This is a genomic window from Saccharothrix syringae (assembly GCF_009498035.1).
Lineage (GTDB): Bacteria > Actinomycetota > Actinomycetes > Mycobacteriales > Pseudonocardiaceae > Actinosynnema > Actinosynnema syringae.
In genome coordinates, this window is the sequence record NZ_CP034550.1 from 2,492,078 (window position 1) to 2,504,742 (window position 12,665).

Annotated in this window: 8 protein-coding genes; 6 read left to right on the forward strand and 2 right to left on the reverse strand. The window is 71.5% G+C overall.

The features are described 5' to 3' along the window. Positions 1-270: 270 nt before the first annotated feature. The 6 genes from EKG83_RS11715 to EKG83_RS11740 all read left to right on the forward strand — a co-directional run bounded on the left by EKG83_RS11715 (position 271) and on the right by EKG83_RS11740 (position 9,233). Positions 271-1,557: an ABC transporter substrate-binding protein gene (locus EKG83_RS11715; RefSeq protein WP_033427139.1), complete on the forward strand. Its 1,287-nt coding sequence runs from the start codon at positions 271-273 to the stop codon at positions 1,555-1,557. Continuing rightward, the gene (locus EKG83_RS11720) at positions 1,557-2,561 is read left to right on the forward strand and encodes a carbohydrate ABC transporter permease (protein WP_084715817.1); all 1,005 of its coding nucleotides are present in this window, start codon (positions 1,557-1,559) and stop codon (positions 2,559-2,561) included. Before EKG83_RS11715 ends, EKG83_RS11720 begins: the two co-directional genes overlap by 1 nt. A gap of 1 nt (position 2,562) precedes the next feature. Further along, positions 2,563-3,459 carry a carbohydrate ABC transporter permease gene (locus tag EKG83_RS11725; protein ID WP_084715818.1) on the forward strand — a complete coding sequence of 299 codons (897 nt, stop codon included), beginning with the start codon at positions 2,563-2,565 and terminating at the stop codon, positions 3,457-3,459. An 11-nt stretch (positions 3,460-3,470) separates the two neighbouring features. Then, positions 3,471-4,877 carry a GH1 family beta-glucosidase gene (locus EKG83_RS11730; protein ID WP_033427328.1) on the forward strand — a complete coding sequence of 469 codons (1,407 nt, stop codon included), beginning with the start codon at positions 3,471-3,473 and terminating at the stop codon, positions 4,875-4,877. Then, positions 4,874-5,905, forward strand: coding sequence for a LacI family DNA-binding transcriptional regulator (locus tag EKG83_RS11735; protein ID WP_033427140.1), 1,032 nt, complete (start codon positions 4,874-4,876; stop codon positions 5,903-5,905). Before EKG83_RS11730 ends, EKG83_RS11735 begins: the two co-directional genes overlap by 4 nt. 619 nt (positions 5,906-6,524) lie before the next feature. After that, positions 6,525-9,233, forward strand: coding sequence for a cellulose-binding domain-containing protein (locus EKG83_RS11740; RefSeq protein WP_033427141.1), 2,709 nt, complete (start codon positions 6,525-6,527; stop codon positions 9,231-9,233). Between the two features lie 6 nt (positions 9,234-9,239). Here EKG83_RS11740 and EKG83_RS11745 read toward each other — a convergent pair whose 3' ends face one another. Both EKG83_RS11745 and EKG83_RS11750 read right to left on the reverse strand, forming a co-directional pair. Further along, entirely contained in the window at positions 9,240-9,665 is a 426-nt protein-coding gene (locus EKG83_RS11745; protein ID WP_063741220.1) for a lipopolysaccharide assembly protein LapA domain-containing protein, read from the reverse strand. A gap of 152 nt (positions 9,666-9,817) precedes the next feature. Further along, complete coding sequence (locus EKG83_RS11750) at positions 9,818-12,595, reverse strand: nSTAND1 domain-containing NTPase (RefSeq protein ID WP_051764188.1); 2,778 nt, start codon at positions 12,593-12,595, stop codon at positions 9,818-9,820. Between the last annotated feature and the right edge of the window lie 70 nt (positions 12,596-12,665).

Consider the following 12,665-nt stretch of genomic DNA (forward strand, 5'->3'; position numbering starts at 1 on the left):
GATCCGCAGGTCCGGGCCCGGGAAGACGGGCGGATCGCACCCCGCGCCCCGTCGATAGCAGCAACCCAGGGTGTCCGAGCGGTCTACGGAAGGTGCCTGAACGGCCCACCCCGCACCCCGCTACCAGAATCGTTCCAGCGAAGCAAATGTCGCAACGTCGGTAACAGCGCGGACACGGGCGCTTGACACAACTCCGTGGCGCGAACCACACTCCCCCAAAACCTGGGAGCGCTCCCAGAACGTTCACCGCCGATCAACTGAGGAGTTCTCGTGCGCTACCGTCGAGCAGGCTTGGCCAAGGTGCTGGCCTGCACCGCAGTGCTCGCCCTGGCCGCCTCGGCCTGTGGCTCGGGCGGGTCCGGCACCTCTGCCGATGGCAAGGTTGAGCTGACCATCGCCACGTTCAACGAGTTCGGCTACGAGGACCTCCTCAAGGAGTACGAGGCCGCCAACCCGAACGTCAAGATCACCCAGCGCAAGACCGGCCAGGCCCAGCCGCACCACCAGAACCTGTTCACCAAGCTGGCCGCCGGCTCCGGCCTCGCTGACATCGAGGCCGTCGAAGAGGGCTACCTCAGCCAGGTCATGTCGAAGTCCGGCCAGTTCGAGGACCTGAAGGAACTCGGCCCGAAGGACGTCAAGGAAGACCGCTGGCTCCAGTGGAAGGTCGACGCCGTCACCACCAAGGACGGCAAGATGATCGGCTACGGCACCGACATCGGCCCGCTGGCCATGTGCTACCGCAAGGACCTGTTCGAGGCCGCGAAGCTCCCCTCGGACCCGGAGAGCGTCAAGGCGCTGTTCGAGACCTGGGACTCGTACTTCCAGGCGGGTGACCAGTACGTCCAGGCCACCGGCAAGGCGTGGTTCGACTCCGCCTCGCAGGTCTTCAACCCGATGCACAACCAGGCCAAGGTCGGCTACTTCGACCGCGACGACAAGCTCGTGATCGAGACCAACGACGACAAGAAGTACTTCGACCAGGTCAGCGGCGCCGTGCAGCGCGGCCAGTCGGCCAAGCTCGTCGCGTGGAGCGACGAGTGGAAGCGCGGCTTCAAGGAGTCGGCGTTCGCGACCAAGGTCTGCCCGTCGTGGATGCTGGGCCCGATCGAGGAGAACTCCGGCCCCGAGCTCAAGGGCAAGTGGGCCGTCACCGCGGCCTTCCCCGGCGGCGGCGGCAACTGGGGCGGCTCGTACCTGACCGTCCCGAAGCAGGGCAAGAACAAGGCCGAGGCCGCCAAGCTGGCCGCGTGGCTGACCGCCCCCGAGCAGCAGACCAAGGCGTTCGTCGCCAAGGGCACCTTCCCCAGCCAGACCCAGGCCCTGATCTCGCCCGAGCTGCTGAACAAGACCAGCGAGTACTTCGGCGGCGAGAAGGTCGGCCTGCTCTTCTCCGAGCAGGCGAACAAGGTCCCCGGCGCCCAGTACAAGGGCCCGCAGGACGGCACCATCCAGGAGACCGTGATCTCCCCGGCCCTGCAGGCCGTCGAGCAGGGCACCTCGCCCGGCGACGCCTGGAACCAGGTCGTCGAGGGAGCCAAGAAGGCCGCCAGGTAATGACGACCGAATTGACGGTCGCGAGCGGGCGGGGCGCCGAGCCCCGCCCGCCGCGGCGCGCGGACAACGATGACATCCCGCCGGCCAGGCTGAGCTGGCGCCACCGGCTGACCAACTTCGACGTCAAGGTCTCGCCGTACCTCTACATCGCGCCGTTCTTCATCGTGTTCGGCGTCGTGGGCCTGTTCCCGCTGCTCTACACGGCCTACATCTCCCTGTTCGACTGGGAGCTCGGCGCCGACGAGCAGCCCTTCGTCGGCCTGGAGAACTACACCTACCTGCTGGGTGACTCGCAGTTCTGGAACGCGATGGTCAACACGATCAGCATCTTCGTGCTGTCCAGCGTTCCCCAGGTGATCGTCGCGGTGCTGCTCGCGGCGCTGCTGAACACCGCGCTGCGCGGCCGGACCGCGTGGCGCATGGGCGTGCTGCTGCCCTACGTGGCCAGCCTCGTCGCCCTCACGATCATCTTCGCCAACCTGTTCGGCCCCCAGTACGGCATGATCAACTCGATCCTGGAGGCCGTCGGCATCGACCGGATCGACTGGCAGGCCGAGCGCTGGTGGAGCCACATCGCCATCGCCACGATGGTGAACTGGCGCTGGACCGGCTACAACGCGCTGATCGTGCTGGCGGCCATGCAGGCCATCCCGCGCGACATCTACGAGGCGGCCTGGGTGGACGGCGCGAGCAAGGCGCGCCAGTTCTTCAGCATCACGCTGCCCCTGCTGCGCCCGACGATGATCTTCGTCGTGGTCACCTCGACCATCGGCGGCCTGCAGATCTTCACCGAGCCGAAGCTGTTCGCGCCCGCGGGCAGCAACACCGGCGGCGCGCAGAACCAGTACCAGACGGTCGTGCTCTACATGTACCAGTCCGGTTTCCAGGACCAGGACCTCGGCTACGCCTCCGCGATCGCCTGGGTGCTGTTCATCGTCATCATCGCGATCGCCGGCATCAACTTCCTGATCACCAGGCGACTCGCGTCCACCGGGGAGGGCTGAGATGGCCGTCGTCCAGGGGCGACCGACCTTCGTCGAGCCGCCGTCAGGCAAGCGCTCCAGGCGCGCTTCCAAGGGAACGCTGTCGGAGCGCCGCCCGGGCTTCACCGTCTACGGCATCCTGATCGCGTTCATCCTCGGTTCGGCCTTCCCGTTCTACTGGTCCTTCGTGGTGGCCAGCCACGACGACTCGGAGATCACCGGCGACCCGCCGCTGATCCCCGGCGGGAACTTCTTCGTCAACGCCGGCCGCGTGCTCGACACCATCCCGTTCTGGAAGGCGCTGGGCAACAGCATCATCGTGTCCGGCACGGTCACCCTGTCCGTGGTGATCCTGTCCACCCTGGCCGGTTTCGCGTTCGCGAAGCTGAGGTTCAAGGGCCGCAACACGCTGATGGTCTTCGTCGTCGCCACGCTCGCCGTGCCGACCCAGCTGGGCATCATCCCGCTGTACATGACCATGGCGGAGCTCGGCTGGGCGGGCAACCTGGGCGCGGTCATCGTCCCCAACCTGGTGACCGCGTTCGGCGTGTTCTGGATGCGCCAGTACATCGCCGACGCCGTGCCCGACGAGCTGATCGAGGCGGCCCGCATGGACGGGTGCAGCATGATCCGCACGTTCTGGCACGTGTGCCTGCCCGCGGTGCGGCCGGCGGCGGCCATGCTCGGCATCTTCACCTTCATGATGTCGTGGAACGACTTCCTCTGGCCGCTGATCGCTCTCGACGCCGAGAACCCGACGATGCAGGTCGCGCTGGAGAAGCTCCAGAGCGGCTACTACGTCGACAACTCGCTGGTGCTCGCCGGGACCACCATGGCCACGGTCCCGATCTTGATCGTCTTCCTCGTACTCGGTCGGCAGATCGTCGCCGGGATCATGCAGGGTGCTGTGAAGGGGTAGCTGTGGAGTCGATTTCCTTTCCAGAGGGATTCGTGTGGGGCGCCGCGACCGCGGCGTTCCAGATCGAGGGCGCGACCACCGCGGACGGTCGCACCGCGTCCATCTGGGACACGTTCTGCCAGGTCCCGGGCGCGGTGGTCGGCGGTGACACCGGTGATCCCGCCGCCGACCACTACTACCGCGTCGACGAGGACGTCCAGCTCATGGTCGACCTCGGCCTGCACGCCTACCGGTTCTCCACGGCGTGGCCGCGCATCCGCCCGGACGCCGGTCCGGTCAACCAGGCGGGCCTGGACTTCTACTCCCGGCTGGTCGACAAGCTGCTGGAGAACAACATCACCCCGTGGCTGACCCTCTACCACTGGGACCTCCCGCAGACGCTGGAGGACGCGGGCGGCTGGGCCAACCGCGACACCGCGTACCGCTTCGCGGAGTACGCCGAGTCGGTGGTCGGCGCGCTCGGCGACCGGGTGGTCAACTGGACCACGCTCAACGAGCCGTGGTGCTCCTCGCTGCTCAGCTACGCCGCGGGCATCCACGCCCCCGGCCGGCAGGAGCCGGAGGCCGCCGTGGCCGCCGTGCACCACCTGCTGCTGGCCCACGGCCTGGCCACCGCGGCGATCCGGGAGCAGGCGCCCGACGCCAAGGTCGGGATCACGCTGAACATGTACCCGATCATCCCGGCGAACCCGGACGACCCGGCCGACACCGACGCCGCCCGCCGGCTCGACGGCCTCCAGAACCGGATCTTCCTCGACCCGGTCTTCAAGGGCGAGTACCCGGCCGACATCGTCGAGGACCTGGAGCCCTACGGGTTCTCCAAGCACATCCGCGAGAACGACCTGGAGATCATCTCCGCGCCGTTGGACCAGCTGGGCGTGAACTACTACGCAGAGCACTTCGTCAGCGGTCACCCCGCGCCGGAGGCGGAAGCACCGGTTCAGACCAACGGGCGTCGCCCGACCGGGTCACCGTGGGTGGGCGCCGAGCACGTGACGTTCCCCAGCCGCGGCCTGCCCCGCACCGACATGGACTGGGAGGTCGAGCCCGACGGCCTGTACAAGGTGCTCAAGCGGGTGCACGACGACTACCCGAGCATCCCGCTATACGTGACCGAGAACGGCGCGGCCTACGTCGACGCGTTCGAGGACGACGGCAGCATCAACGACGTCGAGCGCCGCGACTACATCGCCTCCCACCTCAGGGCCGCCCACAAGGCCATTCGGGAAGGCGTCGACCTGCGCGGCTACTTCGCGTGGTCGCTGATGGACAACTTCGAGTGGGCGGAGGGTTACGCCAAGCGGTTCGGGATCGTGCATGTCGACTACGACACGCAGGTCCGCACCCCTAAGATGAGCGCCATGTGGTACTCGCAGGTTGCCCGTGGCAACGCTCTCGCGGCGACGGTCGCTCCGTGACCGATGCCGTTGAACCACCCAAGGCACGACGACCGAACACCCGGCTGGAGGAGGTCGCTCGTGCCGCCGGGGTGTCCAAGTCGACCGTGTCCAGGGTGATCAACGGCGAGCCGTACGTGAGCTCGAAAGCCCGCGAGGCCGTCCACCAGGCCATCACGCGGCTCGGCTACAGCCCCAACCAGGCCGCCCGCACGCTCGCGGGCAGCCGGGCGAACTGCATCGCCCTGGTCGTCTCGGAGCAGGGCAGCCGGGTGCTCGCCGACCCGTTCTTCGCCGGCGTGCTGCGCGGCGTGAACGCGGAGCTGGCGGGCAAGCGGGTCCAGCTCGTCCTCATGATGAGCAAGGAGGGCGACGAGCAGGACCTGGTGAACTACCTCTGCGGAGGGCACGTGGACGGCGTGCTGGTGATCAGCCTGCACGGCCAGGACCCGCTGCCCCGCACGCTCGCCGACGCGGGCCTGCCGACCGTCGTCGGCGGCAGGCCCCTCGGGGCGGGTGGAGTGCCCTATGTGGACGCCGACAACTTCAACGGCGCCATGGAGGCGGCTCGCTACCTGGTCTCGCTCGGCCGCAAGCGCATCGGCACCATCGCGGGTCCCCGGGACATGGCGGTGGGCATGGACCGGCTCTCGGGCTGGAAGCGCGGGCTGAGCCAGGCCCGGATGGAGACCGACCTGGTCGCCTACGGCGACTTCACCCCGGAGAGCGGTGCGGCGGCCATGGCCGACCTGCTCGGCCGGGCCCCGGACCTGGACGCGGTGTTCGTGGCCGCCGACATCATGGCCCTGGGCGCCCTGCAGACCCTGCACGCGCACGGCAAGCGGGTGCCCCACGACGTGGCCGTGGTCGGCTTCGACGACCTGATGATCGCCTCCACCGCGGTGCCGCCGCTGACCACCGTCCGGCAGGACGTGGAGCAGCTGGGGCGCACCATGACGTGGCGGTTGATGGCGGAGCTGGCGGGGGAGGAGAACCTGCCGCCGTTCCTGCTCCTGCCGACCGCGATGGTCACCCGCGCGAGCGCTTGAGCACGACCTCGGGGAACCGGTCGGCGGCACGTGCCGCCGACCGGTTCCCTGCTTTTCGCCCGTTTCCGGTGGGGCTCGTGGTCGCTTCGGGGGATTCGCCGGTGGGACCGCCGACAGTGGTCCGCCTTCCGCGCCGCATTCGACAACTCATTCGATCGGGTGAACGCGGCTCGCTGGTCAACATCACTCGGATGGCCTAGCCCAGGCCCTTGCCGTTTACCAATCAGCCTGGCTAACGTCCATTCCACCGGTCTGGGAGCGCTCCCAGAACCCGCGGCGCCGCGGTTCCGGCCGAGCGGCGACGTCGCGGAGCCGGTCCCCGAAGGCCCGGGGGGAGGCGGTTCCTCTCGCCCCCGCCTCCTCCCACCCGCGCGAAGGAGCGCACGATGGCAGCCCGAAGCGCCCCGCCCCCGGCGGCGGCAGAGCCGGCCCCGGCCCGGCGCTTCCCGGCGCAGACCTGTGACGCCCTTCCCGCCTCCCGCACTTCTCCCGCCTCCCGCACTTCTCCCGCCTCCCGCACTTCCCCCTCCGGTCGCACTTCCCCCTCCGCCTGCGCCTCTCCCGCCGCCCGCACCTCCTTCGCCACCCGCGACCTCCCCACCACCCCGGGAGCGCGGCCGTGAAGAAGCTCCTGGCCCTGACCGCCGCCGCCCTGGCCGCGGTGGGCGTGATCGCCGTCTCCTCCGCCTCCGCCCCCGCCGTCGAGCGCCTGCCCAGGGCGACCGTCGCCACCCAGCCGCACGACTGGCGCAACGTCGAGATCGCGGGCGGCGGCTTCGTCCCCGGCATCGTGTTCAGCCGGGCCGAGGAGGGCCTGGTCTACGCCCGCACCGACATCGGCGGCGCCTACCGCCTGGACGGGACCACCGACCGCTGGGTCCCCCTCCTGGACTGGGTCGGCTGGGACAGGTGGGGCTACAACGGCGTCGCGAGCATCGCGCCCGACCCCACCGACGCCGACCGCGTCTACGCCGCCGTCGGCATGTACACCAACAGCTGGGACCCGAACAACGGCGCGATCCTGCGCTCGTCGGACCGGGGCGACACCTGGCAGGTCACCGAGCTGCCCTTCAAGGTCGGCGGCAACATGCCCGGCCGGGGCATGGGCGAGCGGCTGGCCGTCGACCCCAACCAGGGCGACGTGCTGTACTTCGGCGCGCCCAGCGGCAAGGGCCTGTGGCGCAGCACCGACGGCGCGCGCACCTGGGCGCGGGTCGCGAGCTTCCCCAACCCGGGCAACCACGTCGCCGACCCGACCGACCCCAGCGGCTACAACAGCGACATCCAGGGTGTGGTGTGGGTCACCTTCGACCCGCGATCCTCCACCCCCGGCACCCCCTCCAGGACCATCTACGCCGGCGTCGCCGACAAGGACAACACCGTCTACCGCAGCGCGGACGCGGGCGCGACGTGGACCAGGCTGGCCGGCCAGCCCACCGGGTACATCGCCCACAAGGGCGTGCTCGACGAGGTCGGCGGCTTCCTCTACCTGGCCACCAGCGACACCGGCGGCCCGTACGACGGCGGCCGGGGCGACGTCTGGAAGCACGACACGGCCACCGGCGCGTGGACGCTGATCAGCCCGGTCGCCTCCACCAGCCCCGACGCCTACTTCGGCTACAGCGGGCTCACCGTCGACCGGCGGAACCCGAACACCCTGATGGTGGCCTCGCAGGTCTCCTGGTGGCCGGACGTCGTCCTGTTCCGCAGCACCGACGGCGGCGCCTCGTGGACGCGGGCCTGGGACTGGACGTCCTATCCGAACCGCGGCTTCCGCTACGAGATGGACGTCAGCGCCGCGCCGTGGCTGAGCTGGGGCGCGAACTCGCAGCCGCCGGAGGTCACCCCGAAGCTGGGGTGGATGGTCGAGTCCCTGGAGATCGACCCCTTCGACCCCGACCGGATGCTCTACGGCACCGGCGCGACCATCTACGGCACCACCGACCTGCGCGCGTGGGACGCGGGCGGCCGGATCACGATCAAGCCGGCCGCCGCGGGCCTGGAGGAGACCGCGGTGCTCGACCTGGTCAGCCCGCCCACCGGCGCCGCGCCGCTGATCAGCGCCCTGGGCGACGTCGGCGGGTTCCGGCACACCGACCTGACCGCGGTGCCGCCGATGATGTTCACCCAGCCGAACTTCACCTCCACCACCAGCCTGGACTTCGCCGAGGGGAACCCCTCGGTCCTGGTGCGGTCCGGCAACGTCGACGGCCAACCGCACGTGGCGTTCTCCACCGACGGCGGCGCCAACTGGTTCGCGGGCACCGACCCGGGCGGCGTCACCGGCGGCGGCACGGTCGCCGCCGCGGCCGACGGCGGCCGGTTCGTCTGGTCGCCCGCCGGCGCGGCCGTGCACCACTCGGTGGGCTTCGGCAACTCGTGGGCGCCGTCCACCGGGGTGCCCGCCGGCGCGGTGGTCGAGTCCGACCGGGTGAACCCGGCCAAGTTCTACGCCCTGGCCGGCGGTCGGCTGCACACCAGCACCGACGGCGGCGCGACCTTCACCGCCGGGCCCGAGGTGGCGGCCGCCAGGCTGAAGGCCGTGCCCGGGCACGAGGGCGACCTGTGGCTGGCCGGCGAGGGCGGGCTGTTCCGCTCGACCGACTCCGGCGCCACCGTCGCGCAGGTCGCGGGCGTCACCGACGCGGTCAACGTCGGGTTCGGCAAGGCCGCGCCGGACCGCGCCTACCCGGCGGTGTTCACCGTGATGACCACCGCGGGCAAGACCGGCGTGTACCGCTCGGACGACGCCGGCGCGAACTGGGTGCGCATCAACGACGACGCGCACCAGTACGGCAACGCGGGTGAGGCGATCACCGGCGACCCGAGGGTCTACGGGCGCGTCTACCTGGGCACGAACGGTCGCGGCATCCTCGTCGCCGACCCGAGCGGCCCACCGCCGTCGACGACCGCCACGTCGACGACGAGCACCACCACGTCGACCGGCACCACGACGTCGACGACCACGACCACCACTGCGACGACCACCACGACCACGCCGTCCCAGGAGACGTGCGCGGTCCGCTACCAGGTCGTCAGCCAGTGGTCGGGTGGCTTCACCGGTTCGGTGCGGATCACCAACCGGGGGACCGGCGCCCTCACGGGCTGGACCCTCGGCTGGTCGTTCCCCACCGGCCAGCGAGTCACGAACAGCTGGAACGGCAGGGCGTCCCAGTCGGGCGCCGCCGTCTCGGTGAGCAACGAGGGCTGGAACGGGACCGTCGCCGCGGGTGGCACGGTGGAATTCGGTTTCCAGGCGAGCTGGCAGGGCAGCAACGTCGCACCCACCGGCTTCACCCTGAACGGCAGGTCCTGTTCGGCCGGCTAGCGCCGGTCAGCGGAGCCCTCGTTTGGCCTGGCGGCGCAGCTGCATGATCCTGGCTGCGCCGACCAGGGCCACCACCAGCGCCCCGGCGATCGCCGCGAGCAGCAGCGCCACGCCCAGCGGGAGCGTGCCCGACGCGCCCAGGAAGTAGATCGTCGCGCCCTCCAGGTTCTGCAGGATGAAGATCAGCAGGACCAGCAGCACCACGATCGAGGCCAGCACCGCGACCCACGTGCCGCTGGTGCGGGTGTGCCCCAGCGAGGGCTGCGTGCGGTCCACCTTGTCCGGCGCGCGGTGCGGCGGGACCTCGTCCGGCAGGCCGGGCAGCGGGTCGAGGTCGTCCGGCCCGGCCCCGGTCGGCCGGACGGTGGGCGTGCCCGGGATCGGGTTGACGGGCAGCGCCTCGGTGCGGTCGTCGTCACGCGGCGTGGTCATCCGCCGATTATCGAACCGCCCACCCGGGCCCGCATCCCCAGTCGCACGAACGGCCCGCCCCCGCCCGCCCTGGTCGCGAACGGCCCGCTCGCGAACGGCCCGACCCCGCCCGTCCCGGTCGCGCGAACGGCCCGCCGCCCGGTCCCCGCCGTTCACCGGCAGGGTGGCCGGTACTCCAGCGCGCCGACGCCGACCGAGGCCACGTACTGCTGCCACTCCTCGCGGGAGATGTCCACCTCCACCTTCTTGCACATCTCGTCCACCGCGATCCGGAAGTCGAACTGCCAGTCGCGGAACGTGCCGTTGGAGTTGGTCGTCCGCACCACCGTCGGCTCCTCCTCGAACGACACCCCGTTGATCCCGGCGGTCGTCCCGGTGATCCGGCCCTGCTCCACCGGCCGCGTCCGGTCCGCGAGGCTCCACAGCGCCACCTTGTCGTCCTCGCCGACGGTGGCCAGCGTCAGGCCGTTCCGGTGGAAGCCCAGCGCCCGGATGCCGTCCGGGTGCGCCTTGGCCGACCACAGCTCGCGCGGCGCGAGCTGCCTGCGCCGATCCCAGATCCGCACCTTGCCGCTCGGGAAGCCGACCGCGAGGGTGGAGGCGTCCGGGGTGAGGGCGACCGCGGAGACCGCCTCGCCCGTGGGCTGCGTGCCGATCAGCCGCAGCCGCGGCTCGTCCGGGTTCCGCGGCCGCACCGGCTCCTTCAGGTCCCACAACCGGACGATGCCCGCCTGGTCGTAGGTCGCCAGCACGTCGCCGGGTGCGCTGAACGCCATGCCGTCCAGCGGGTCCGGCTGGTCGAGGGGGTCCAGGGACGCCCGCTGCACCAGGCCGGTCCCGGGGGTGGGGTAGGACCAGTCCCACACCGCCACCTCGCCGGTCCGGGACGGGTCGCCCTTGGCGGCGGTGACCACCCACCGCCCCCGCGGGTCCACCGCGATCCGCGTCACCGGGAAGCCGAAGGTGTAGACGGGCTTCGGGGCGATCGCGTCGGTGACGTCCCAGACCTGGGCCACCCCGTTGCGCAGGGTGGTGGCGAACGCCTGCAACGCGCTGTTCTGCGCGGTCGAGGTGACCTGGAGGTTGGGGTAGTCCCGCGCGGTCACGCTCCGGTACTCGCCCGTCGCCGGGGTCGGCACGCGGTTGTCGGGCAGTGCCGCGCCGTCCGGGCGCCTGCCGTCGGGGAACGACGACCGGCTGACCATGTCCTGCTGGCCGGCCGCGTAGGCGGTGAGCACGCCGTCGCGCATGGCGGCGGTGCCGTTGATGTTGTAGGCGGCGATGGCCAGCTGGTCGGCCAGCCGGGGGTTGCTGCCGCGCAGCGCCTGCGCCTGGTTGGCCACGTACAGGGAGGACGACGAGGTCCACCCCTCCTCGATCTCGCTCTGCGCCCGGATGGCGTAGACCCCGGCGCCGGTCGCGCACAGCAGCAGCACGGCCATCAGCGCGACGAGCTGCCGCAGCCGGCGGGTGCGCCGGTGGGCGAGCAGCCGCTCCTGGTCGCGGGCCCGCGCGCTCTCGTCCAGGAACTCCCGCTCCAGGGCGCTGGCGCGCACGTCCTCGCGCCGGGTCCAGTCCAGGGCGTTGTCCAGCCGCGAGCCCCGGTAGAGCGCGTCCGGGTCGCGGCCCAGCGACTCCCAGGTGGCGGCGGCCTCGGTGAGCCGGCGCATGGTGCGCAGGCCGTCGCGGTCCTCGGCGAGCCAGCCGCGCAGCCGGGGCCAGGAGCGGATCAGCGCCTCGTGCGCGATCTCCACGCAGTCCCGGTCCAGGGTGAGCAGCCGGGCGTGGGCCAGCCGGTCGAGCACGACGTCGAGGTCCACGTCGGCGTCCAGCTCGGCGCGCGGCAGCCGCCGCTTGGTGTCCTCGGTGCCGTCGCCCAGCGCGGTGAGCCGCAGGAACACCTGCCGGGCCAGCTCGCGCTGCTGCTTCTCCAGCGAGGTGAAGGTGCGCTCGGCGGTCTGCGCGATGGCGTGCTGGATGCCGCCGGCCGCCTCGTAGCCGGCCAGCGTCAGCGTGGTGCCGCGCCTGCGGCGCCAGGTCTCCAGCAGGGCGTGCGACACCAGCGGCAGCACGCCCGCCTGCCCGGTCGCGTCCGCGACCAGCCGCGAGACCAGGGCCGTCTCGACCGTGCAGGACGCCTTCACGGCGGGCTGCATGATCACCTGGCGCAGCTCCTCCGGGCCCATCGGGCCGAGCAGGAGCTGGCCGTCGCTGATCGCCTCGACCAGGTCCGGGTGCTGGGCGCAGTGGCCGTAGAAGTCGGCCCGCACGCCCACCACGACCCTGCCCGGCGCGGTCAGCAGCGCGTCGATGAACGCGGCCCGCTGGTCCGGGTCGGGGCAGAGGGTGAAGACCTCCTCGAACTGGTCCACGATCAGCAGCTCGGCGTCGAGGTCGAGGCGGTCGGCGCGGACGTCCAGCTCGCTGGGCGTGGTCACCGCGGCGCGGCCGCGCACCCGCGGCACCAGGCCCGCGCGCAGCAGCGACGACTTGCCCGCGCCGGAGGCGCCGAACACCGCGACGAACCGGCGTTGCGCGATCCGCCGCTCCAGGTCGTCGAGCAGGTCGTCGCGGCCGAAGAACCACTCGGCGTCGGCGGTGTCGTAGGCGGCCAGCCCCGCGTACGGCGGGTGGCCGCCGTCCGGGCCGGGCTCGTGGCCGGGCAGCACCTCGGCGGCGACCTGCCGCCAGCGGTCCTCCCACTCGGCGACGTCGCCCTCGCAGGCGCGCACGTACGCCAGCGTGACCGCGAGCGTGGGCAGCTTCCGCCCGCCCGCCGCGTCCGACAGGGTCGTGGCCGAGTAGTGGGCGCGGGCGCCCATCTGGCGGTAGCTCTGGCGGCCGGCGCGGTCGCGCAGCGACCTCAGGTCCGCGGCGAACTTGAGCAGCGGGCCGTCGCCGACGTCCAACGGGCGCTCTCCACGCGGCATGGGATCACCCCCTGGTCTGTCGTGCCCGGACGTGGCGGTGCCCGGGCGCCGTCCAGGCTGTCAGAACCCA

What these genes read in the sequence shown, in the direction of transcription:
- EKG83_RS11720 (WP_084715817.1), top strand. Translation starts at nt 1,557, where the DNA reads ATGACGACCGAATTGACGGTCGCGAGCGGGCGGGGCGCCGAGCCCCGC.
- EKG83_RS11725 (WP_084715818.1), top strand. Translation starts at nt 2,563, where the DNA reads ATGGCCGTCGTCCAGGGGCGACCGACCTTCGTCGAGCCGCCGTCAGGC.
- EKG83_RS11745 (WP_063741220.1), bottom strand. Translation starts at nt 9,665, where the DNA reads ATGACCACGCCGCGTGACGACGACCGCACCGAGGCGCTGCCCGTCAAC.
- EKG83_RS11750 (WP_051764188.1), bottom strand. Translation starts at nt 12,595, where the DNA reads ATGCCGCGTGGAGAGCGCCCGTTGGACGTCGGCGACGGCCCGCTGCTC.